This window comes from Terrirubrum flagellatum (assembly GCF_022059845.1).
Taxonomy (GTDB): Bacteria; Pseudomonadota; Alphaproteobacteria; order Rhizobiales; family Beijerinckiaceae; genus Terrirubrum; species Terrirubrum flagellatum.
Genome location: NZ_CP091851.1, coordinates 4442970 through 4464428 on the forward strand (window position 1 = coordinate 4442970; position 21459 = coordinate 4464428).

General features: G+C 65.0%; 19 protein-coding genes. 11 read left to right on the forward strand and 8 right to left on the reverse strand.

Annotated elements, in window-relative coordinates:
* The first annotated feature begins 67 nt into the window (after positions 1-67).
* From L8F45_RS21420 to L8F45_RS21430, 3 genes are read left to right on the forward strand one after another with little or no spacing between them, the layout of a single operon-like run.
* Positions 68-754, forward strand: a complete 687-nt coding sequence (locus L8F45_RS21420) for a D-lyxose/D-mannose family sugar isomerase (RefSeq protein ID WP_342359873.1) — start codon at positions 68-70, stop codon at positions 752-754.
* On the forward strand, positions 751-1692 hold the full coding sequence (locus tag L8F45_RS21425) for a carbohydrate kinase family protein (protein ID WP_342359874.1): 942 nt from the start codon (positions 751-753) through the stop codon (positions 1690-1692). The genes L8F45_RS21420 and L8F45_RS21425 overlap by 4 nt, the downstream gene beginning before the upstream one ends.
* 51 nt (positions 1693-1743) lie before the next feature.
* Entirely contained in the window at positions 1744-2208 is a 465-nt protein-coding gene (locus tag L8F45_RS21430; protein WP_342359875.1) for a GFA family protein, read from the forward strand.
* Positions 2209-2304: 96 nt separating this feature from the next.
* Here L8F45_RS21430 and L8F45_RS21435 read toward each other — a convergent pair whose 3' ends face one another.
* Positions 2305-3237, reverse strand: coding sequence for a methylated-DNA--[protein]-cysteine S-methyltransferase (locus L8F45_RS21435; RefSeq protein WP_342359876.1), 933 nt, complete (start codon positions 3235-3237; stop codon positions 2305-2307).
* Between the two features lie 212 nt (positions 3238-3449).
* On the opposite strand from L8F45_RS21435, the gene L8F45_RS21440 reads away from it, so the two are divergent.
* Together L8F45_RS21440 and olsB are read left to right on the forward strand one after the other, a co-directional pair.
* Entirely contained in the window at positions 3450-5225 is a 1776-nt protein-coding gene (locus tag L8F45_RS21440; RefSeq protein ID WP_342359877.1) for an ATP-binding protein, read from the forward strand.
* Positions 5226-5458: 233 nt separating this feature from the next.
* Positions 5459-6280 carry a l-ornithine N(alpha)-acyltransferase gene (gene olsB, locus L8F45_RS21445; RefSeq protein ID WP_425330038.1) on the forward strand — a complete coding sequence of 274 codons (822 nt, stop codon included), beginning with the start codon at positions 5459-5461 and terminating at the stop codon, positions 6278-6280.
* Here the strand turns inward: olsB and L8F45_RS21450 are convergent.
* A complete protein-coding gene (locus tag L8F45_RS21450) occupies positions 6244-7551 on the reverse strand; it encodes an FAD-dependent oxidoreductase (RefSeq protein WP_342359879.1) in 1308 nt (435 codons plus the stop codon). The genes olsB and L8F45_RS21450 overlap by 37 nt on opposite strands.
* 186 nt (positions 7552-7737) lie before the next feature.
* Here L8F45_RS21450 and L8F45_RS21455 point away from each other — a divergent pair, with 186 nt between their 5' ends.
* The 6 genes from L8F45_RS21455 to L8F45_RS21480 all read left to right on the forward strand — a co-directional run bounded on the left by L8F45_RS21455 (position 7738) and on the right by L8F45_RS21480 (position 15954).
* Positions 7738-8322 (forward strand): TRAP transporter small permease, encoded by a 585-nt coding sequence (locus L8F45_RS21455; RefSeq protein ID WP_342359880.1) that lies wholly within the window; start codon positions 7738-7740, stop codon positions 8320-8322.
* Positions 8323-8324: 2 nt separating this feature from the next.
* The gene (locus L8F45_RS21460) at positions 8325-9641 is read left to right on the forward strand and encodes a TRAP transporter large permease (RefSeq protein WP_425329945.1); all 1317 of its coding nucleotides are present in this window, start codon (positions 8325-8327) and stop codon (positions 9639-9641) included.
* A 77-nt stretch (positions 9642-9718) separates the two neighbouring features.
* The gene (locus L8F45_RS21465) at positions 9719-10708 is read left to right on the forward strand and encodes a TRAP transporter substrate-binding protein (protein WP_342359881.1); all 990 of its coding nucleotides are present in this window, start codon (positions 9719-9721) and stop codon (positions 10706-10708) included.
* 129 nt (positions 10709-10837) lie between these two features.
* Positions 10838-11530 (forward strand): TetR/AcrR family transcriptional regulator, encoded by a 693-nt coding sequence (locus tag L8F45_RS21470; protein ID WP_342359882.1) that lies wholly within the window; start codon positions 10838-10840, stop codon positions 11528-11530.
* 7 nt (positions 11531-11537) lie between these two features.
* Entirely contained in the window at positions 11538-12716 is a 1179-nt protein-coding gene (locus L8F45_RS21475; protein ID WP_342359883.1) for an efflux RND transporter periplasmic adaptor subunit, read from the forward strand.
* Between the two features lie 13 nt (positions 12717-12729).
* Complete coding sequence (locus L8F45_RS21480) at positions 12730-15954, forward strand: efflux RND transporter permease subunit (RefSeq protein ID WP_342359884.1); 3225 nt, start codon at positions 12730-12732, stop codon at positions 15952-15954.
* A 31-nt stretch (positions 15955-15985) separates the two neighbouring features.
* On the opposite strand, the gene L8F45_RS21485 is transcribed toward L8F45_RS21480, so the two are convergent.
* The 6 genes from L8F45_RS21485 to hslV form a co-directional block, all read right to left on the reverse strand.
* On the reverse strand, positions 15986-16480 hold the full coding sequence (locus tag L8F45_RS21485; protein WP_342359885.1) for a universal stress protein: 495 nt from the start codon (positions 16478-16480) through the stop codon (positions 15986-15988).
* Positions 16481-16553: 73 nt separating this feature from the next.
* Entirely contained in the window at positions 16554-17609 is a 1056-nt protein-coding gene (gene trpS, locus L8F45_RS21490; protein WP_342359886.1) for a tryptophan--tRNA ligase, read from the reverse strand.
* Positions 17610-17742: 133 nt separating this feature from the next.
* A complete protein-coding gene (locus L8F45_RS21495; protein WP_342359887.1) occupies positions 17743-18144 on the reverse strand; it encodes a response regulator in 402 nt (133 codons plus the stop codon).
* Between the two features lie 217 nt (positions 18145-18361).
* Complete coding sequence (hslU, locus tag L8F45_RS21500) at positions 18362-19672, reverse strand: ATP-dependent protease ATPase subunit HslU (protein WP_342359888.1); 1311 nt, start codon at positions 19670-19672, stop codon at positions 18362-18364.
* Positions 19673-19718: 46 nt separating this feature from the next.
* Entirely contained in the window at positions 19719-20816 is a 1098-nt protein-coding gene (locus L8F45_RS21505; protein ID WP_342359889.1) for a hypothetical protein, read from the reverse strand.
* On the reverse strand, positions 20813-21367 hold the full coding sequence (hslV, locus tag L8F45_RS21510) for an ATP-dependent protease subunit HslV (RefSeq protein ID WP_342359890.1): 555 nt from the start codon (positions 21365-21367) through the stop codon (positions 20813-20815). Before hslV ends, L8F45_RS21505 begins: the two co-directional genes overlap by 4 nt.
* Positions 21368-21459: the final 92 nt, after the last annotated feature.

Here is a 21459-nt window from a genome sequence, read left to right on the forward strand (position 1 = left end):
CGACAAGGGTTTGCATCGCGCCCCCGTCTCACCTATGGCGGGCGCGCAACGGCCTGACATTGCTTCGATGAAACGCTCCGAAATCAACGACGCCATTCGCTTCGCCGAGGACCTGCTGGCGCGCTACCGCTTTGCGCTGCCGCCTTTCGCGAGCTGGACGCCCGCCGAATGGCGCGCCCGGAAAGACGATCTCGGCGAGGTCTTCCGCGCCAAGCTCGGCTGGGACATCACCGATTATGGCCAAGGCGATTTCGCCAAGATCGGCCTCACGCTGTTCTCGATCCGGAATGGCGACGCCGCGGCGCTGAAGCGCGGGCATGGCATGCTCTATGCGGAAAAGGCGCTGATCGTGCTGAAGGACCAGGTCTGCCCTTCGCACTTCCACCTCTCCAAGACCGAGGACATCATCAATCGCGGCGGCGGGCGGCTGGTGCTCGAACTCGTCAACACACATCCCGACCATTCGCCCGACGAAAAGTCAGAGGTGACCGTGATGACCGACGGAATCCTGCGAAAGCTGCCGCCGCGCGGGAAATTGTCGCTCGGCGTCGGTGAAAGCGTCACGCTGGTTCCCGGCCTCGCGCACGCTTTCTGGGCTGAGGATGGCGACGTGTTCGTCGGCGAGGTCTCGACGGTCAATGACGACGAGACCGACAATGTGTTTCTCGATCGGGTCGGCCGGTTTCCGACCATCGAGGAAGACGAGCCGCCGCATCGCTTGATCGTTGGCGATTATCGCGCGCTGACCGCATGATTCTCGTTTGCGGCGAAGCGCTTTTCGACATTTTCCTTGCAGGGGAATCGCCGGAAGGACGCATGGCGCTCGATGCGTCGCCGGGCGGCTCGCCGTTCAATGTGGCGATCGGGCTGGCGCGCCTCGGACGCGAGTCAGGTTTCTTCGGCGGGCTGTCGCGCGATCTCTTCGGCGAGCGGCTGGCCAACATCCTGACTCGCGAGCATGTCGACATCTCACGCTGCGTGCTCAGCCAGGCGCCGACGACGCTGGCTTTCGTCGAACTCGCCGCCGACAAATCAGCGCGTTACGCCTTTCGCGGCGCCGGCGCCGCTGATCGCGCGCTGCTGCCGAGCGATCTTCCCGCGCTCGATGACAGCATCAACGCGCTTGCGTTCGGCTCCTACACGACGGTTGTGCAGCCTGTCGGCGATACGCTGCTCGAATTCGCCAAACGTGAAGCAGGCAAGCGCGTCATCATCTATGATCCCAATGTCAGGCCGACCGTCGAACCCGATCTCGACATCTGGCGCGAGCGTTTCGACGCCTTCGCCGAGACGGCGACGATCCTGAAAGCAAGCGACGAGGATCTGGCGCTGCTCGCTCCCGGCGCCTCGGTCGATGATTTCGCGACAGCCGCGATCGCGCAGGGCGTGTCGCTCGTCGTCGTCACGCACGGAAGCGAGGGCGCAATCGCGTTCGGCGCGTTCGGCCGCATTGCGCTGCCGACGGTCGCGACCGATGTCGTCGACACTGTCGGCGCCGGCGACACGGTTACGGCGGCGCTCATCACCTGGCTCGACGAGATGCGCCTTCTCACGCCAGATGCGATCGCGCATTTGCCCTCGCTCGATGCGCGGGCGGCGCTCACATTCGCGATGGAAGCTGCGGCGATCACTTGCGGACGACGCGGCGCCAATCTCCCCCGGCGCGCTGAATTGATTCACAATCGAATTTAAGCGCGCGGCGCGTAAGCGCCGCTTATTTGAAACGAACGTTCGGAGGCCCTCATGGAGACTCGCGAAGGTTGCTGCGCTTGCGGACGAACGCGCTATCAACTCACGTCAAAGCCGATGTTCGTGCATTGCTGCCACTGCCTCGACTGTCAGCGACAAACCGGCAGCGCCTTCGCCCTCAATGCGCTGATCGAAGCGGATCGCGTCGAACTTCTCTCAGGCGACGTCGAGGAGATCGCGACGCCCGCGCCAAGCGGCCGCCCGCAACTGATCTATCGCTGCTCCATCTGCAAGGTCGCGCTTTGGAGCGTCTATGGCGAGCGGCGCGCCATCCGTTTCGTGCGCGTCGGAACACTCGATGAGCCGTCATCGCTGACGCCTGACGTTCACATCTTCACGCGCTCGAAGCAGCCCTGGGTGCGCCTGCCAGAAGGCGCTCCGGCGTTCGAGGTCTATTACGAATCCGAAAAATTGTGGCCGCCGGAGAGTCTGGTGCGGAGGCGCGCGGCGCTGGGTTGAAAAGACGAACAATGGTGCTCGACATCGCGCTTTTGGCGAACGAGTAGATTGGAGGCGCGGCCGTCAGGCGTGATCGAAGCCTTGGAAGGCGGCGTTTCACGCCGCCGCCTTGCCGGCCTCCCATCCAAGGATCGCCTGCTTGCGGGTGACGCCCCAATGATAGCCGGTCAGCGCGCCGGATTTTCCAAGCACGCGATGGCAGGGCACCACGAAGGAGATCGGATTCTTGCCGACCGCCGCGCCGACGGCGCGCGCCGCATTCGGATTGCCGAGCTTGCAGGCGATATTCGAATAGGTCGTCGCCCGGCCGACCGGAATGCCGATCAGCGTCTCCCAGACCCGAACCTCGAAGTCCGAACCGATGAGCACCACACGCAGCGGCCGGTCGGCGCGCCATTCCCTGGGATCGAACGCTCGGGCGACATAAGGCGCGGTCGCCTCCTGATCCTGCACGAAACGCGCATTCGGCCAACGGCGCTGCATATCGGCCAGGGAGCCTTCGTGGCCGCCGGCAGCCTTGCCGTCGGTGGCTGCGGTCCCTGAAGCTGACTTCTGGTCGACCCAGCCGAGGCCCGCGAGGCCGCGATCGGTGATCACAGCCAGCGCTTCGCCGAAGGGCGAGGGATGGAAGCCATAGCGCAGGACGAGACCCGCGCCCGCCTGCTTCCATTCGCCTGGCGACATCGCCTCATGGGTGACGAACAGGTCGTGCAGGCGGCCAGGACCGGACAGGCCGGTCTCGTAGGTCGCGTCCAGCACGCTCGCCTGATCGGAAAGCAGGCGCTTGGCGTGATCGAGCGTCACAGCCGCAAGGAATTCCTTTGGCGTGATGCCGGCCCAGCGGCGGAACAGGGCGTGGACATGGCTGGCCGACAGGCCGACATGGGCCGCGACATCGTCGAGCGAAGGCTGCCGCGAGGCGCGCTCGGTCAGATAGGCGATGATCTTACGCACCCGGTCATAGTCCTGGAGCGACTGGCGCGAGATGGGCTCGATCGTCTGGGGATCGGGGATTGGCGTGTGCAACATAGCTTTCACCTCTGTTGTTGGCCCCGAAAATAGGCTCGGCTGCGCTGCAAACCACCCGAAACCGACGATTCCGCCAAATCGATCAAATTGTCCGGATGTTCTCAACCTTTCGGTCGCCACGCGGCCGGATAGGCGGCCCAGTGCGCAACGACTCTCACCCCCTGTCAACCTCTCGGCGGCAAGGCTGATCGCGACGCGAGGGAGTTTCCTCTATGAGTTTCGCTGTGGCGACCGGCATCGTCGGCGCCATCCTGTTTGGCATGCTCGCGGTGATCGGCGTGCTTGCGCTCGCCATCGCGCTGTTGCTGCGCGACCATTTCGGGCTGACCGCCCAGCTCAAGACCAGCGAAACCGAGCGCTACAGGCTTGAAGGCGCGCTGCAGCGCCACAAGGCGCACGCTCACGACGCCGCGGCGCTGGCTGACGCCCGCGCCCGCGCCGAAGCGGCGAGCCAGGCGAAATCGCGCTTTCTCGCGACCGTCAGCCATGAGATTCGCACGCCGCTCAACGGCATTCTCGGCATGGCCGGGCTGCTCGGCGAAACGCCGCTGACGCCCGAGCAGTCGACCTACGTCAAGGCGATTCATTCCTCCGGCGGCACGCTGCTGGAGCTGATCGACGAGATTCTCGATTTCTCCAAGGTTGAAGCCGGCAAGTTCGAACTCGATGAGAAGCCGTTCGATCTCGCGGCGCTTGTCGAGAGCACCGTCGAACTCCTGTCGCCGCGCGCGCAAGTGAAGAATCTCGATATCTCCGCGGCGATTCCTCCCGACCTGCCGCGCATGTTCGCGGGCGACGCGGCGCGGTTGCGGCAAGTGCTGATCAATCTCGTCGGCAACGCGATCAAGTTCACGCATCATGGCGGCGTCGGGGTGACGGTCACGCGCGATTCCGAAGGCGCGGTCACCGTCGCGGTGCGCGACACCGGCCCCGGTATTCCCAAACACAAGCATGAAGCGATCTTCGGCGAATTCGAGCAGGCCGACGGCTCCGGCTCGCACCCGCATGAAGGCACCGGTCTTGGCCTCGCCATCTCGCTGCGCATCGTCTCGCGCATGGGCGGGTCGCTGTCGGTCGAGAGCGAGCCCGGCGAAGGCGCAACTTTCACGGCGCGCATTCCGCTCAAGGCGCTCGAACAACCGGCGGACGTCGCCAACAGCCTCAAGGGCCGCAAGATCATCATCGCAAGCAGCGGCCTGTTCAGCGGTCCGCATCTCGCCGAACTCGTCGCGGCTCATGGCGGCGACGCGGCGCTCGCCGCGACCGCGGACGAAGCGCGCGCGGCTTTCGCCGAAGCGCGCGGCGCGACGGCTCTCATCGATCTCAGCTTCGGCGCCGAAGCGAAAAAGCTCGCGGCCATGGCGCGCGCCCGGGGCGCCGCGGAGGTCATGGTGCTGATGTCGCCCTTCGAGCGCCGCAGCCTCGGCTCGCCGCAGGAGGCGGGATTCGACGGCTGGCTGATGAAGCCAGTGCGCGCCGCCTCGCTGGTGAGCCGCCTTTCCCAAGCGCGACCGGCGGCAGGCCAGCTTGCGGTGAACGCCGCGATGGGCGCCGCGTCGGACGAGGATGCGCCAACTTTGCTGCTCGCGGAGGACAACGAGATCAACGCCCTGCTCGCGACGCGGCAAATCGAGCGGCTGGGCTTCCGTGTGGTCTGGGCCCGGGACGGGGATCAGGCGCTGCGTCAGCTCGAGGACAGTTTCGACGGCCGGGCCGCGTCCTTCACCGGCGCGTTGTTTGATCTGCGCATGCCCACCATGAATGGCGACGATCTGGTCCGGCTGGTGCGGGCGCTGGAAACGGCGCGCGGACGGGAGCGCCTGCCGATCGCGGCGGTCACCGCCAGCGCCTTCCCGGAGGACCGCGAAGCCGCCCTGGCCTCCGGCTTCGATGATTTCCTGATCAAACCAATTGAGCCTGCGGCGCTCGCGCGCATCCTGACGCCCTGGATCAGGCGAGCCCAACAGCCGCTTCAACTTGCCGGCTAATTGAGAAGCTTGCCGGTTTCATGCAATTGGCTTCCTGCTGTCACAAATTAGACGACGAGCCGCAGTAAAAAGTTCCGGAGTGGGCTGATTCGGCCACGGGGCTGCCAATGTTGATGCTGGGCAAGGATGCTTTCGGGGCGGCGCGCGCGCTGGGCACGCTGCGTCAGGCTTGGCCCGCCATGGTGCGCGCCGGGCTCGATAGCGTCGGTCCGCTTCCGCTCGATCCGATCACGATGGCTGCGGCGCGCCGCGGCTGGAACTCGCTCGCGGGATCGCTCGGCCGGATGGGATCGCTGGAAGTCAGGCTGGCGCGCAGCGCGGCCGACATCCGCCGGGCGCAGCGCCTGCGCTACGAGGTCTTCTATGACGAGCTGGCGGCGCAGCCCGGACGCATCGCCCGCCTGACGCGCCACGACGCCGACCGCTTCGACGCCTTCTGCGACCATCTGCTGGTGCTCGATCATCAGGCCGGCCGCAAGCCGCGCGTCGTCGGCGCCTATCGGCTCCTGCGCCAGGAAGTCGCCCGGCAGCGCGGCGGCTTCTACAGCCAGGGCGAGTTCGCCATCGACCAGATGATCGCGCGCCATCCGGGCCTGCGCTTTCTCGAACTCGGCCGCTCCTGCGTCCTGAAGGAGTATCGCGACAAGCGCACGGTCGAACTGCTCTGGCAGGGCATCTGGGCCTATGTCCGCCACCATCGCATCGATGCGATGTTCGGCTGCGCCAGCTTCCACGGCGTCGACCCCGAGAAATTCGCGCTTCCGCTCAATTTCCTGACGCGTCAGGCGCGCGCCGATGAAGACTGGCGCGCCGCAGCGCATGCGCCTGCGCGGCTGCCTGTTCTCGCCGACGACGCCATCGATATGCGCATGGCAATGCGCGCCATGCCGGCCTTGATCAAGGGCTATCTCAGGATCGGCGCCTGGTTCGGCGAGCATGCGGTCATCGACCGCGCCTTCAACACGATCGACGTGCTGGTGATCCTGCCGGTGTCGCGGATCAGTCCGAAATATATCGGCTATTTCGGCGAGGACGCGAATCGTTTCGCCGCTTGAGCGCCGCCACCGAAGCGCTCGATCGTCAGCCCCTCAAGATCAATCCCGGGATCCTCGCCGGCGATGATGTCGGCGACGACCGCGCCTGCGCCAAGCGCCATGGCCCAGCCTGAGTCGCCATGTCCGACGTTGAGGAAGAGGCCGGGAATGCGCGTCGGTCCAAGAATCGGCGAACCGTCCGGCGTCATGGCGCGACGCCCCACCTGAAAGCGCGGCGACACCGGAATTGCGACGCCTTGGGGAAACCAGTCGCGCGCCACTTTCAGCAGCGTATTGCAGAGAACGCCGCGCGGCGTCAGCTCATCGCCTGACAATTCGAAAGTTCCCGCGACCTGCACGCGATCGCCGAGCCGAATGACCGATGTCCTGTAGGCTTCATCGATCAGGGCGGCGCGCGGCGCGAACGCTTCATTCGCAACGCGCAACGTCATGGCGCATCCCTTCACGGGATGGGCAAGGAGATCGAGCCCGAGCGATTTCGCCAGCGCGGCGCTGTCGATTCCCGCCGCCAGCACCACCGCGTCGGCGTCGAGAAATTCGCCGCGGCCGCGCAGATCGCGCAGCGCGACGCCGACCACGCCGCGATCGTCCGACATGGCGATCGACTCGATGCGCGCATCATATCTGAATTCGACGCCGGAATCGTCGAGGCGCGCGGCGAGCCGCTCCGCAAACAGAGCGCCGTCGCCGGCCTCGTCATCGGGAAAGAACAGCGCGCCGGCGAAAGGCGTGCGGCGCGCCACGAGCCCGGGCTCGATCGCGAGGCTGAGATCGGGATCGAGCCATTGAAAGGCGGCTCCTGATTCGCGCAGCGCGGCCAGCGCCGGCGCCGCTATCCCCTTGTCCTTTTCGGTCCTGAAGAGCTGCAACACGCCTTGCGTCGCCTCATACTCGATCGCGAGCTCGGCGCGGACGTTCCGCAAGCACTCGCGCGCATGTTCGACGAGACGCTGCGCGCGCAGTTTGGCGAGGCGGAAGCTGCGCGCGTTGCAGTTAAGCAGGAAGCGACCAAGCCAGCGCCACTGCGCGAGCGACGCGCGCGGCCGCCAGATCAACGGCGCAACAGGATCGCCGAGCCGCGTGAGGTAGCGCCAGGCGACTCCGGGCGCGGCCCAGGGCGTCATGGCCCCTGATGCGATCAGGCCGCCCGACAGGACGCTGTCGCCGCGCGCCGGCCCATCGCGCTGGTCAACGACGATGACCTCGAAGCCTCTGCGGACAAGTTCATAGGCCGTCGCCACGCCGATGACGCCGGCCCCGCAGACGATCACTCGCATCTTCACCCGGCCGCGACGCTCTCCGAAACGGCACGGCTTTCGCCCAGCCTGAGCATGCGCGCAAGCTGCGGCGGGTTGGACCGGCTGCGCAAAAACCGGGGGTTGAATCCGCGGCTCTCTTGTCCATCCGCTTGGCTGCATGCTTGCATCCTTGCCAAGGCAAAGAATGCAGGGGGCCTTATGGCGGGCGAAGCGGGCGCCGGAGCGCAACGATCCGGTTTTGGACGATTTCTTGATGCGCTTTATCTCGGCGCGGGCTGGCTGGCCGGCGCCTTTCTGGTCCTCATTTTCCTTCTCATGATCGCCCTGTCGGCCGGCCGCCAGATCGGCGTCAATGTTCCCGCCGGCGACGATTTCACCGCCTGGGCCATGGCCGCGATGGCGTTTCTCGGTCTCGCCCACACCTTTAAATCAGGCGACATGATCCGCGTGGGGCTGCTGCTCGAACGGCTGCATGGACGGACGAAGCGCGCCTTCGAGCTGTTGTCGCTCGGGGTCGCCCTCGTATTCATCCTCTATTTCGGGCGCTATATGATAGAAATGGTCTACGATTCCTGGCGCTTCAACGATATGGCGCAGGGCGTCGTCGCCATGCCGCTCTGGATTCCGCAATCGGGGCTTGCGATCGGCCTCGTGATCCTCGCCATCGCCATCATCGACGAGATCGTTTATGTGGCGCGCGGCAACAATCCGAGCTTCGACAAGGAGCCGCCCGCCTCGCCTGAAGAGCTGGTCGCGCGCGTCGCCGAAGGCGGGGGCGTCTGATCATGATCGGCTCGTTCGGGCTCGCCGAGCTGTCGCTCATCCTGCTCGGCTTTCTCTGTCTCGTGCTCGCGAGCGGCGTCTGGATCGCAATCGGCCTCGGCCTCGTTGGCCTGCTCGCGATGTTTCTGACGACCAGCGTTCCCATTGGCGCCGTGCTCGCGACAACAACATGGAGCGCCAGCGCATCCTGGACGCTCGCCGCCTTGCCGCTCTTCATCTGGATGGGCGAAATTCTGTTCCGCACAAAATTGTCGGAAGAGATGTTCCGCGGCCTGTCGCCCTGGCTGCAATGGCTGCCCGGACGGTTGATGCATGTGAACGTCGTCGGCTGCGGCATTTTCGCGGCTGTGTCGGGCTCGTCTGCGGCGACCTGCGCGACAATCGGCAAGATCGCGCTGCCGGAACTGGAGAAACGCGGCTACGACAAGAATATGAGTCTGGGATCACTCGCCGGCGCCGGCACGCTCGGGCTGCTGATCCCGCCTTCCATTCCCATGGTGGTCTATGCGGTGACGGCGAACGTGTCCGTGCTGCAGGTGTTTCTTGGCGGCTTCCTGCCCGGCGCGCTCGTGATGGGGCTCTATTCCGGTTACATCATCATCTGGTCGCTGCTCAATCCGAAGAAGACGCCGCCGCGCGATCCCGTGATGCCGTTCCGGGCGAAGCTGAAGGAGTCGCGCAAGCTCATCCCGATCATGCTGCTGATCCTCGGCGTGTTCTGCTCGCTGATCTTCGGCATCGCGACGGCGACCGAGTGCGCCGCGTGGGGCGTTGTCGGCGCGCTCATTCTTGCATGGTTCTCCGGCACGCTGACGCGCGAAACCTTCTTCACCAGCATCATGAGCGCGACGCGGCTCACCTGCATGATCATGCTGATCCTCGCAGGCGCCGCCTTCACCACGGCGGCGATGGCCTACACCGGCATCCCGAATGCGCTGGCGGAATGGGTTCAGGGCCAGAACCTCACGCCGCACAAGCTCGTGTTCGCGCTGACCATCATGTACATCATCCTCGGCTGTCTCATCGACGGCATTTCGATGATCGTGCTGACTGCGGTGATCGTGCTGCCGATGGTGAAGCAGGCGGGCTTCGATCTCGTCTGGTTCGGCGTCTATCTCATCATCCATGTGGAGATGGCGCAGATCACGCCGCCGGTGGGCTTTAATTTGTTCGTGCTGCAGAACATGAGCGGCCGCGACACCTTCACAGTGGCGAAAGCGGCGCTGCCCTTCTTCCTGCTGCTGAACGTGGCCGTGATCATCATCACAACTTTTCCGCAGATCGTGCTGGTGCTGCCCAAGCTGGCTTTTCCCGACTGAGTCCAAAGGCGGGCGGCGGGCAGGCTTCCGTAACGCGACGCGATGCGCTTCAATCCGCTTTCAGGAGGAGGATTTCGATGAACCGACGTTTTCTCGCTTCGATCGTCGCGGGGGCCGCGCTTACCAGCCTTGCTGCAGCGCCTGCGCTTTCCCAGACCGCGTGGAATCTCCCGGCCGGCTATCCCGCCGACAATCCGCATTCGGAAAATCTCGTCCTGTTCGCGAAGGACGTGGAGGCCGCAACGGGAGGCAAGCTCAAGATCACCGTTCATCCCAACGCCTCGTTGTTCAAGGCGCCGGACATCAAGCGGGCGGTCGCGACCGGGCAGGCGCAGATGGGCGAAGTGCTGCTCTCGATCCACGAGAATGAAGACCCGATCTTCGGCATCGACGTCGTGCCGTTCCTCGCCGTCAGCTTCGCGGACTCGATGAAGCTTTACAAAGCTTCGAAGCCCGCCGTGGAGAAGAAGCTTGCGGCGCAGGGCATCATGCTGCTTTTCGCGGTGCCGTGGGCGCCGCAGGGCATCTACGCGAAGAAGGACCTCAACACGATCGACGACATGAAGGGCCTGAAATGGCGCTCCTACAATGTCGGCACGGCGCGGATCGGCGAACTCGTCGGCGCGCAGTCGGTCACCATCCAGGCGGCGGAGCTGCCGCAGGCGCTCGCGACCGGCGTCGTCAACTCGTTCATGTCGTCGGGCGGCACCGGCTACGACAGCAAGGTCTGGGAGTCTCTCGATCACTTCTATGACGTGCAGGCCTGGATTCCGAAGGACTTCACCTTCGTGAACAAGGCCGCCTTTGACGCGCTGCCAAAGGACCAGCAGGAAGCGATCCTGAAGGCCGCCGCCACCGCTGAAACCCGCGGCTGGAAGATGTGGCAGGACAAGGCGGGCTGGTATCTCGACCAGCTGAAGGCGAAGGGCATGAAAGTCATGCCGCCCTCGCCCGAACTCGCCGCCGGCTTCCGTAAGGCCGGCGACCAACTGACCACCGACTGGCTGAAGCGCGCCGGCTCGGACGGACAGGCGATCGTCGACGCCTACAAGAAGGCCGGCTCCTGACGTTTGGTCAGATTTCGCCTTACAAGCGCCGCCTTCGGGCGGCGTTTCTATTTCCGACTGTTGCCGCTCCTTGACGCAAAGGCCGTTTTCCGGCAATAAAAAACGAACGTCCGTTCGTTTTGTTATAACATGCCCAAAATTACGCCAGATCGTCAGACCAAACGGCGCGATCGCATCCTCGACGCGGCAGAGCGCTGCTTTGCGCGTAGCGGCTTCCAGGGCGCGACCATCGCCGAGATATGCGCCGACGCCGGCGTCTCCGCCGGCGGCGCCTATCTCTATTTCAAGTCGAAGGAAGACCTGATCGCCGGCATCACCGAGCGCGACCGCGAGCGCATCGCCGTTGATTTCATGCGTCTCGGCGATGCTCCGGACTTTCTGGCGGCTCTCGACGGAATGGCCCAGCATTATCTGATCGACGAGCCGCTATACCGGCGCGTGCTGTTCATGGAGATCGCCGCCGCCGCCACGCGCAATCCTGCAGTGGCCGAGCAATGGCGGCGCATCGATCGCGTGATCCGGGAGGTATTCAAAAAAGCGCTTGCGACGCAGATCGCCGCCGGGCGCATCAAGCCGCTCTACGATCTCGATACGCTCGCAGCCATGATGATGGTGATCGGCGACGGCATGTGCCAGCGCATCACCCTCGATCCCGACTTTGATCAGGCGACAGCCGTCCCCGTGATGATGACGCTTGTGCGTCAGCTGCTCGGCGTCGACGAAGCGCCTGTCTCCGAAACGCCAGACAAACCGGCCGCGCATCGCCTTGAGCAACCAACACCAGACAAGCCAGCGGCGGCCAACGCTGCGGCGACCGTTTGAGGACGTCATGACTTCCCGCTTTTTCCTTTCCGTCCTGACCTGCGTCTGCGCGCTCGGTATCACGCGACCGGCCTCCGCCGAGGACAAGGCGACGCTGCCCGCGACGCCGCCGCCAGCGGTGACTGTCGTTCGCGCGGTTCCGACGGAGCTCGCCGAGACTGTGTTCGTGTCCGGCACGCTGACGCCGCGCGATGAGGCGCTGGTCGGCCCTGAAGTGGACGGGCTGCGCATCGTCGAGCTTTCCGCCGACGAGGGCGACCGCGTGAAAGCAGGCCAGACCCTTACGCGCCTGTCGCGTGAAACGCTCGACATCATGCTGCTGCAGAACACGGCCGCGCTGTTGAAGATCGACGCGTCGATCGATCAGGCGAAAGCGCAGATCGCGCAGGCGGAGGCCGATCTCGTCTGGTCGAACGCGACGCTTGAACGCTCGAAGCAGCTCGATCGCAGCGGCTTCGCCTCGAAAGAAGTGATCGACCAGAAGACGGCGAGCGCGCGCGGCGCCCAGGCGAAACTCAACGCCGCGAAGGAAGGGCTGTCGCTTGCGGAAGCCGATCGCCAGCAGACGCTCGCGCAACGCAAGGACACCGAACTCAGGATCGCGCGCACCGACATCAAGTCGCCGGTCGATGGCGTCGTCAGCCGGCGCACGGCGAAGATCGGCGCGATCGTCTCGGGCAGTCAGGATCCGCTGTTCCGCATCATCAAGGACGGCGTGGTCGAGATCGAGGCCGACGTCTCGGAAACCGTTCTCGCGCGTCTGAAGCCTGGGCAAAAGATCGAGGCGACAATCGCCGGCTCGGACGAGCCGATCCGCGGTCAGGTGCGGCTCGTGTCGCCGGAGATCAACCGGACGACGCGGCTCGGCCGCGTGCGGCTGACGCTCGATACGCCGCGCATGCCGTCGATCGGCTCGTTTGCGCGCGCGACCATCGAGATTGCGCGGCGCACAGGACTGGCCGTGCCGCAATCGGCGGTGCTCACGACCGCGGACCGCACGGAAATCCAGGTGGTGGTCGACGGCATGGTGCAGACGCGCGCGGTGAAAGTCGGCATCAAATCAAACGGCATGGCGCAGATCGAAGACGGCGTGAAGGAGGGCGAGGACGTGATCGCCATCTCCGGCACCTTCGTGCGCAACGGCGATCGCGTGACGCCCGTCGCGCGCACCGCCTCGGCAAAATGAAGCGGTCAGATCCATGGCTTCAAGCTCGGTCAATTTCTCCGCCTTTTCGATCCGGCGTCCGATCCCCGCGATCGTGATGTTCGGCGTGCTCATGCTGATGGGGCTCTTCTCGTTCAAGTCGATCTCCGTCACCAAATTCCCGAACATCGACGTGCCGGTCGTGCTCGTCACCGTGACGCAGCAGGGCGCTGCGCCGGCCGAACTCGAGACGCAGGTCGCACGCAAGGTCGAGGATGCGGTCGCCGGCATCGCCGGCGTCAAGCACATCATGTCGACGCTGACCGACGGCAATTCGGCGACGACGATCGAATTCCAGCTCGAGACCAATGTCGACCGCTCCGTGAACGACGTGAAAGACGCGATCGCGAAAATTCGCGCCGACCTTCCGCGCACGATCGACGAGCCGATCATCCAGCGCATCGACGTCGAGGGGCAGGCGATCCTGTCCTACGCCATCGCCTCACCCGGCATGACGCTCGAACAGCTTTCCTGGTTCGGCGATGATGTGGTGAAGCGCGAACTGCAGGGATTGCGCGCGGTCGGACAGGTCGAACGCTATGGCGGCGTGACGCGCGAAATCCAGGTCACGCTCGATCCCGATCGTCTGATGTCGCTCGGCGTCACCGCGTCCGACGTGAACAAGCAGGTGCGCTCGACAAGCGTCGATCTCGCCGGCGGTCGTGGACAGATCGGCGGCAAGGAGCAGTCGATCCGTACGCTCGCGGCGGCGCGCACGGTCGAAGACCTCGCCAATACGCGCATCATGCTGCCCGGCGGCCGCGAAGTCAGGCTCTCCGAAATCGCGACGGTGAGCGATGGGTTCGAAGAGCCGCGCTCCTTCGCGCGGCTCAACGGCAAGGACCCTGTCGTCACGATCAACGTGTTCCGCGCCAAGGGCGCGAGCGAACTCGTGGTCAAGACGAATGTCGAGAAAAAGATCGCGGAACTGCGCCAGCGCAATCCTAACGTCAGCTTCACGCTGATCGACGATGCGGTCGCCTACACCTACGGCAATTTCAGCTCGACCATGCATACGCTGGTCGAGGGCGCGCTGCTGGCCGTCGTCGTCGTGTTCATCTTCCTGCGGGACTGGCGCGCGACGCTCGTCGCGGCGGTGGCGCTGCCGCTTTCGATCATCCCGACATTCTGGGCGATGGAGGCGATTCACTTCTCGCTCAACCTCGTCAGCCTGCTCGCACTGACGCTGGTGACCGGCATCCTCGTCGACGACGCCATCGTCGAGATCGAGAATATTGTACGCCATATGCGCATGGGCAAATCGCCCTATCGCGCCGCCATGGAGGCGGCCGACGAGATCGGACTCGCGGTCATCGCGATCACCATGACGATCGTCGCGGTCTTCGCTCCGGTGTCGTTCATGCCGGGAATCGCCGGCCAGTATTTCAAGCAGTTCGGCCTCACCGTCGTGATCGCGGTGCTGTTCTCGCTGTTGGTGGCGCGCCTCGTCACGCCGATGATGGCGGCCTACCTCATGCGCAATCCGAACCATAAGGAGCACAAGGACGGTTTCGTCATGCGCGCCTATATGGGTTTTCTGCGCATCACGCTGGCGCACAAGCGCTTCCGCATTCCGATCTGGCCGCTGAACAAGTTCCGTATCCCGTTCAACGCCGCTTACCTCACGCTCGTCACGGGCGTCGTCCTGTTTTCGGCGACGATCTGGGCGACACAGTTCCTGCCGACAGGATTCATTCCGCCTGAGGACAATGGCCGCATCGTGCTCTCCTTCGAGATGCCGCCGGGTGTGACCGTGCCCGACATGATGCGCAAGACCGACGAGGCCGCCGCAGTGATCCGGCAGTCGCCGGAAGTTCGCCAAGTCTATGTCATCGGCGGCGCGACCGCGATCGGCGCGCGCGACGTGCGCAAGGCGACCCTCGTCATCCAGATCGGACCGAAGAGCGAGCGTCCACGTCACCAGAAGGCGCTTGAAGGCGAAATCACCGCGCGACTCGCCGCCGTGCCCGATCTGCGCGTCTACAAGGTCAATGAGCGCGGCGATCGCGAATTGTCGGTGTCGCTTCTGTCGAGCGACCCGGCCGCGCTGGCGCGCGCCGTCGGCAATCTCGAAGGCGCCATGCGGCGCGTGCCGGGCTTCCTGAACGTCGCGGCGAACGCTGGTCTGGATCGCCCTGAAATCCGCATCACGCCGCGCTTCGATGAAGCTGCGCGCTTCGGAATCGCCACGGACCAGATCTCCGACGCCGTGCGCGTCGCGACGATCGGCGATGTCGGCCCCAATCTCGCGAAGTTCAACGCCGGCGACCGGCTGGTGCCGATCCGCGTGCAGTTCCAGACGCAGGCGCGCGGCGATCTGCGATTCGTGCAGAACATGATGATCGCAGGCGGGACCGGCGCGACGGTTCCGCTGGCGTCAGTCGCGGATGTCGATTTCGGCCAGGGGCCGGCTTCGATCGACCGCTACGACCGCGTGCGCCGAGTCGTGGTCGGCGCCGATCTCGGCGGCGTCATTCCGCTCGGCGAGGCGGTGCAGACGTCGCTGTCGCTCCCGGAAGCGAAGAATCTGCCAGCTGGCGTGCGCGTGCAGCAGTCAGGCGACGCGGAAGTGATGGGCGAGGTGTTCGACGGTTTCGCCAAGGCGATGGTGCTCGGCATCATGCTCGTGCTCGGCGTGCTGATCCTGCTGTTCGGCAGCGTGTTCCAGCCGATCACCATCCTGCTTTCTCTGCCGCTCTCGATCGGCGGCGTGGTGGCGGCGCTGCTGATCACCAACAATCCGGTGTCGATGCCTGTTGTGATCGGCATCCTGATGCTGATGGGCATTGTCACCAAAAACGCGATCATGCTCGTCGATTTCGCGGTCGAGTCGGAAGCGCGCGGCGTCAAGCAGCAGGAGGCGATTCTCGACGCCGGACACAAGCGCGCGCGGCCGATCGTGATGACGACCATCGCCATGGCGGCCGGCATGCTGCCGACAGCGCTCGGCTATGGTGACGGCGGCGAGTTCCGCGCGCCGATGGCGATCGCGGTGATCGGCGGGCTTCTCGTCTCGACGGTGCTGTCGCTGATCTTCGTGCCGTCCTTCTTCTGCGTGATGGACGACCTGTCGCGCTTCATCGCGCGCTTCGGCCGCAAGCTGATCAATCCGAACGAGGACATGATCGCGGCGAGCCATCAGTCGGCGCACGCCGATGCGATGAACGTGTTGCGGGAAGCCAACGATCGCGGCCAACGCATCGCGCAAGCGGCGGAATAGACGGGAAACCGAAAATGGCGGCGCGCCGGCTTCACGCCAGCGCGTCGATCTCCTCGGGCTTGAGATGGCCCGGCACGATCACGATCGGGATCGGAAACGTCGCGGCGCTCTTGCCGGCGAGTGACGACACCAGAGGTCCAGGCCCTTCCTTGCCGGTGCCTGCGGCGAGCACAAGGAACGCGATGTCCTCGTCCTCGTCGATCAGCTTGACGATCTCGTCGGCCTTCGCGCCAACCTTGATCAGCGTCTGCGGCTCGACGCCGGCCAACGCGCGCATACCGCCGGCCGCTTCGTCGAGCATCGCTTGCGCCTCTTCCTTCGCCTCGGCCTCCATCAGCGAGCCGACGCCGAGGATCGGCGGCGCTTCCGGCGGCGCGACGATGGTCAGCATCGAGACGCCGGCCATGACGCGCGCCGCGCGCCGCCCGGCGAAACGGATCGCGACCGCGCTCTCCGGCGTCCCGTCGATGATGACGAGAAATTTCGGCCGGTGCCCGGATTCAAAGGATCGTCGGCGTTTGCTCATGAGCGGCTCCGCTGGCGGAGTCTAACTGGGAATGCTCCGGGCGCAAATCAACGCCCGGAGCCGTGCTTCCAGTTCAACACCCGCCGACGAAGCCAACGATCTCGCGCACCTCGCGCATGATCGGCGCGGCGATCCCACGCGCCCGGCTGGCGCCGTCCGCCAGAATGCGATCGATTTCGGCGGGATCAGCAAGCAGGCGGCGCATTTCCGATGTGATAGGCCCGAGCTTCTCGACCGCGAGATCGACGAGCGCCGATTTGAACGCCGAGAATTGCCGGCCGCCGATCTCGTCGAGCGCCTGCTGCTTCGTGACAGACTTCAGCGCGGCGTAGATGCCAACGAGATTGTCGGCTTCGGGGCGCGTCTCCAGACCCTTTTCCTCGGAAGGCAGCGCGTCCGGATCGGTCTTCGCCTTGCGGATCTTCTGGGCGATCGCGTCGGCGTCGTCAGTCAGGTTGATGCGCGAATAATCCGAAGGGTCGGATTTCGACATCTTCTTGGAGCCGTCGCGCAGGCTCATGACCCGCGCCGCCGGCCCGCCAATGACAGGCTCGGTCAACGGGAAATATTGCTCGCCGAAGCCGCGCTCGGCGATGCGCGCGGCATAGTCGTTATTGAATTTCTGCGCGATGTCGCGCGTCAGCTCGAGATGCTGCTTCTGGTCCTCGCCGACAGGCACATGCGTCGCCTTGTAGGCGAGGATGTCGGCCGCCATCAGCACGGGATAGTCATAGAGCCCGATCGACGCGTTTTCGCGATCCTTGCCCGCCTTCTCCTTGAACTGCGTCATGCGGTTGAGCCAGCCGAGGCGCGCCACGCAATTGAACACCCAGGCGAGCTCTGCGTGCTCGGCGACCTGGCTCTGATTGAAGAGGATCGAGCCCCTGGGGTCGATACCGGCGGCGATATAGGCGGCCGCCACCTCCCGGATCGAGCGCGTGAGGTCGGCCGGATCCTGCGCGGTGGTGATCGCATGCATATCGACGACGCAGTAGATGCAGTCGTGCGTCTTCTGCATTTCCACCCAGCGCACGAGGGCGCCGAGATAATTGCCGAGATGAAGGGTGTGGGTGGGCTGCATGCCCGAGAAGACGCGCGGCTTGAAGCCGCCAGCGGTTGGCGTCGCCATGGTTTGGACCCCTGCCAGAACGGCCTGCGCGGATCGCCGGATTGGACGCCGGCCCGAACAGGCGGTGAAAACGGCGGCGCTTATGGCAGGCGTGAAACGGATGAGCAAGCGCCCCCGGCGCTTGGCGTCGCCTCTATTCGGTGGAGATGTTGTCGTTCGAAGCCGGCGCGTGCGCCCGCGTCCGCGTCATCGCCGCGCGTTCGGCGATGACGCGTCCGATCTCGGCCGCCCGGTAAGGCTTGGCGATGAAGGCGGCATGCCTCAGCTCCAGCGGCACCTCGTCGACCTTCGAGCCGGAGACGAAGGCGAAAGGCGTGCCGTTCTGATTGAGCAGGCGGGCGAACTCGAACGTCTTGCCGTCCTCGACGTCGATGTCGAGGAGCGCAAAATCAATCTGCTCTGCGATCAGTTGGCGAGCCTTCGCGATCGACGGCGACCAGCAGACCTCGCTGGGCGCCGCTGCGGCGACCAGGGTCTCCAGGTCGAGCGCGATCAGCGGCTCGTCCTCCAGAATAAGGATACGCAGGGGTTTCATGACTTCGACCACTCGTCTTTCAAAACGGGGAATTGCGCAGATCGCGTTAAGTTCGGCGCCCGCCATCGCTTATGTTCAACAGGGCGTTACCAGAGCTCGTCCGGTAAAACGAAATCGCCCGGCGCGCTTGAAACGCGCCGGACGCCCAATCCGGAGACTTCGCGAGAATGGCGGCGGCGGCCCAAAGTTCCGTCGCGCCCGCGAACCGATATTCGACCTACAGAATGAAGCGGCTCACATCCGCATTCTTCGCGAGTTCGCCGACCTGCGACGTGACATAGGCGGCGTCGATCGAAGCGGTCTCGCCGGCGCGATCGGCGGCCGAGAAGGAGATGTCGTCGAGGATGCGCTCCAGCACCGTCTGAAGCCGGCGAGCGCCGATATTCTCGACGGCGGCGTTCACCTCGGCAGCGACCTTGGCGATCGCGCCGATGGAGTCGTCGGTGAATTCGAGCTTGAGACCTTCCGTCTGCATCAGCGCCACATACTGCTTGATCAGGCTCGCCTCGGTGTCGGTCAGGATGCGACGGAAGTCGTCCTCGCCAAGCGCCTGCAGCTCCACGCGGATCGGCAGGCGGCCCTGCAGCTCCGGCAAGAGATCGGAGGGCTTGGAGACGTGAAACGCGCCCGATGCGATGAACAGGATATGGTCGGTCTTTATCGCGCCGTGCTTGGTCGAGACGGTCGAGCCTTCGATCAGCGGCAGGAGATCGCGCTGCACGCCCTCGCGCGATACGTCAGCGCCGGCGCGGCCCTCGCGGGCGCAGATCTTGTCGATCTCGTCGAGGAACACGATGCCGTTGTCCTGCACCTCGCGGATCGCCTCCTGCACGATGGCGTCCTGATCGAGAATCTTGTCGGCCTCCTCATTGATCAGCGGGCCGTATGCATCGCCAACGGCGAGACGACGCGGCTTGCCGCGGCCGCCGCCCATCGCCTTGCCGAAGATGTCGCCGAGATTGATCGCGCCGACCGACGCGCCCGGCATGCCGGGCAAATCGAACATGGGCAGGCCTGACGACGCCTCCTTCAGTTCGACCTCGATTTCCTTGTCGTTCAACTCGTTCATGCGCAGCTTGCGGCGAAAACTCTCGCGCGTCGCCGGGCTCGCGCCAGCGCCGACCAGCGCATCGAGCACGCGCTCTTCAGCCGCAAGTTCAGCCTTCGCCTGCACCGCCTTGCGCTTCGCCTGCCGGACATGAGCGATGCCGACCTCGACGAGATCGCGGATGATCGATTCCACATCGCGGCCGACATAGCCGACCTCGGTGAATTTCGTCGCCTCAACCTTGAGGAACGGCGCATTGGCGAGCTTCGCGAGACGGCGCGCAATCTCGGTCTTGCCGCAGCCGGTCGGGCCGATCATCAGGATGTTCTTCGGCAGCACCTCCTCGCGCATGGCGCCGGTGAGTTGCTGACGCCGCCAGCGATTGCGCAAGGCGATCGCGACGGCGCGCTTCGCCTCCTTCTGGCCGACGATATAGCGATCGAGTTCGGAAACGATCTCGCGTGGGGAAAATGTGGTCATGTCGGATTCGCGTTGGGATCAAACTGCATGATGATTGCGGCGCCCGTCAGATTTTTCGCGCCGGCGGCGGCAGCCGCGCGGCGAATCCACCCAGGGGGAGCAGCGGCACGATCCATCCGCGCAGGCGGGACCAGCCGGCGCTCAGCGAGAGAACGACGACGGCGAGCGCGAGCAGCGTGAGAATCAGAACGCCGCTGCCCGACGAGACGCCGCGCACGAAGAAGGCGAGCGCGGCGCCAGTGTAACTCAACCCCGAAACGAGCAGCGCGCGCCGATCGATCGTCAGCGAGATCAGCGCGATAACGATGAAGGCGATCAGCACCATCATCGCGCGCTCCGACGTCAGCGCCCACACCGATCCGGCAAGGCCGCCGACAAGCGGATGAATCATCAGTGGCGCGGCGAGCAGATGCAGCCAGAACGCCGCGTCGCTGCGCGTTGTGCGCCGGAGCGGATCGGACAAATCAAGCGACAGCGCGAGTGCAAAAACGGCGAAGCCGCAGGCCGCAAAAAACAGAGCTGGGACCTTGAGCGCGAGGGGGCCGCCCGCGACAGCGAGTGCCGCGAGAATCAGCCCGCCGGCGCCAATCGCCCAGTCGATCGGAACTCCGAATCTGCGGAAATGAAGGAACGCGGCGAGCGTGATGGAGAGCCCTCCCGCCACTCCATAGAAGCCGGAGAAGATTTCCGAGGACCGCCCCAGCGTGCGCTGGCTCGCGCTTCCCGACACATCGCCGTCGAACATCGCCACGACGAAAATGACCGTCACGGCGAAAGACAGCGCGAACAGATTGCTCAGCATGATGCTCGGCAGCGCGAGCCGCATGCGCCTGGTGAAAATCTCCGACAATCCCCAGGCGGCCAGCGCGCCGAACAGTGACAGAAAAATCGGCGCCACGACGCCGCCGGCAACCATCAGCGCGCCATAGAGCAGCGCCACGCCGATCGCGACGAACACATCGTTGAAGCCGCCGAGCACGCGGAATTTTTCATTGTCGGCATCGATCGACTCCGCAGCAGTCGGAAGCGCCACCGCTTGCGGCGGGCGACGCGCTTCAAGGAAGGCGACGAGCTGATCGGTCTGCGCAGCCGTGATGACGCCGGCTGTCGCCGCGGCGCGGATATCGTCGCGGCTGAAGCTCATGCGTCGAGCGTCTCGATGACGAGATTATGGTTGGTATAGACGCAGATGTCGGCTGCGATCTTCATCGCGCGCCGGACGATTTCCTCGGCGTCGAGATCAACGTCCTTCAACGCGCGCGCGGCGGCGAGCGCGTAATTGCCGCCGGAGCCGATCGCCATGATTCCATCTTCAGGTTCGAGCACATCGCCGGTGCCCGAGACGAGATAGGACACTGCCTTGTCGGAGACGAGCAGCATCGCTTCGAGCCGCCTGAGATAGCGGTCGGTCCGCCAATCCTTGGCGAGTTCGACGCAGGCGCGCGCGAGCTGCCCGGGATATTGCTCCAGCTTCGCCTCCAGCCGCTCGAACAGGGTGAAGGCGTCGGCGGTGGCGCCGGCGAAGCCTGCAATCACGGCGCCCTTGCCGAGCCGGCGGACCTTCTTCGCATTGCCCTTCATCACGGTCTGGCCAAGGCTGACCTGACCGTCGCCGCCAATGACCACCTTGCCGCCCTTGCGGACAAGCAGAATGGTGGTGGCGTGGAAGGTCGGAATGTTGCTGGAGGCGTCCATGGAAAGGTCCGTGAGGCGACGCTTCACATAGGGGCGGGCGCGGCGTCCCGCAAACCATCGTCGGCTTCGGAGCTTCCCGCGCGCGCCCGCAC

Coding starts and splice junctions, on each gene's coding strand:
- L8F45_RS21420 (WP_342359873.1), top strand. CDS start 68: ATGAAACGCTCCGAAATCAACGACGCCATTCGCTTCGCCGAGGACCTG.
- L8F45_RS21425 (WP_342359874.1), top strand. CDS start 751: ATGATTCTCGTTTGCGGCGAAGCGCTTTTCGACATTTTCCTTGCAGGG.
- L8F45_RS21430 (WP_342359875.1), top strand. CDS start 1,744: ATGGAGACTCGCGAAGGTTGCTGCGCTTGCGGACGAACGCGCTATCAA.
- L8F45_RS21435 (WP_342359876.1), bottom strand. CDS start 3,237: ATGTTGCACACGCCAATCCCCGATCCCCAGACGATCGAGCCCATCTCG.
- L8F45_RS21440 (WP_342359877.1), top strand. CDS start 3,450: ATGAGTTTCGCTGTGGCGACCGGCATCGTCGGCGCCATCCTGTTTGGC.
- olsB (WP_425330038.1), top strand. CDS start 5,459: ATGGCTGCGGCGCGCCGCGGCTGGAACTCGCTCGCGGGATCGCTCGGC.
- L8F45_RS21455 (WP_342359880.1), top strand. CDS start 7,738: ATGGCGGGCGAAGCGGGCGCCGGAGCGCAACGATCCGGTTTTGGACGA.
- L8F45_RS21460 (WP_425329945.1), top strand. CDS start 8,325: ATGATCGGCTCGTTCGGGCTCGCCGAGCTGTCGCTCATCCTGCTCGGC.
- L8F45_RS21465 (WP_342359881.1), top strand. CDS start 9,719: ATGAACCGACGTTTTCTCGCTTCGATCGTCGCGGGGGCCGCGCTTACC.
- L8F45_RS21470 (WP_342359882.1), top strand. CDS start 10,838: ATGCCCAAAATTACGCCAGATCGTCAGACCAAACGGCGCGATCGCATC.
- L8F45_RS21475 (WP_342359883.1), top strand. CDS start 11,538: ATGACTTCCCGCTTTTTCCTTTCCGTCCTGACCTGCGTCTGCGCGCTC.
- L8F45_RS21480 (WP_342359884.1), top strand. CDS start 12,730: ATGGCTTCAAGCTCGGTCAATTTCTCCGCCTTTTCGATCCGGCGTCCG.
- L8F45_RS21485 (WP_342359885.1), bottom strand. CDS start 16,480: ATGAGCAAACGCCGACGATCCTTTGAATCCGGGCACCGGCCGAAATTT.
- trpS (WP_342359886.1), bottom strand. CDS start 17,609: ATGGCGACGCCAACCGCTGGCGGCTTCAAGCCGCGCGTCTTCTCGGGC.
- L8F45_RS21495 (WP_342359887.1), bottom strand. CDS start 18,144: ATGAAACCCCTGCGTATCCTTATTCTGGAGGACGAGCCGCTGATCGCG.
- hslU (WP_342359888.1), bottom strand. CDS start 19,672: ATGACCACATTTTCCCCACGCGAGATCGTTTCCGAACTCGATCGCTAT.
- L8F45_RS21505 (WP_342359889.1), bottom strand. CDS start 20,816: ATGAGCTTCAGCCGCGACGATATCCGCGCCGCGGCGACAGCCGGCGTC.
- hslV (WP_342359890.1), bottom strand. CDS start 21,367: ATGGACGCCTCCAGCAACATTCCGACCTTCCACGCCACCACCATTCTG.